Genomic DNA, 506 nt, shown 5'->3' on the forward strand with positions numbered 1-506 from the left:
GTATTGAGCCAGCGCACTTGGATGGCGGGGTGGTGTGGCGACAGCCGGCTTTCGGCGCGGCTAGCGGAGACCTCGCTGTAATTGATGTTTTCCAACACGAAGGGGTGTTTTTTTTGTTTGAACAAGGCGCTGATGCCGTTGATCAGCTTGGCATGGCTGCGGTAGTTGACGGCGAGGGTGTAATGCCTGTCCGCATCTTGCGCGGCTTGCAGATAGGCGTAAATGTCCGCACCGCGAAAGCTGTAAATCGCCTGTTTGGGGTCGCCAACGAGAAACAGCGGGCAGCCTTGTTCGATAAAAATTTGGAGGAAAATTTCGTATTGCAACGGGTCGGTATCTTGGAATTCGTCAATCAGCGCGATTTCCCAGTTTGCCGCTGCCGCTTTTGCCAATGCGTTACCGTGTTCATTGGTGGTCAATGCCTGATGGACATCCAGCAGCAAATCATCAAACACGCGCTCGCGGCGTGATTTTTTTTGTTCGGCAATGGATTGGTTGATGTAGGA

Annotated in this window: 1 protein-coding gene; it reads right to left on the bottom strand. The window is 52.8% G+C overall.

All coding sequences use genetic code 11. From position 1 onward, the window contains the following. A partial coding sequence (locus ACTHUR_RS18695) for a UvrD-helicase domain-containing protein (protein ID WP_440400267.1) occupies positions 1–506 on the bottom strand: 506 nt, incomplete at both ends.

This window comes from Neisseria sp. P0021.S007, assembly GCF_051956855.1.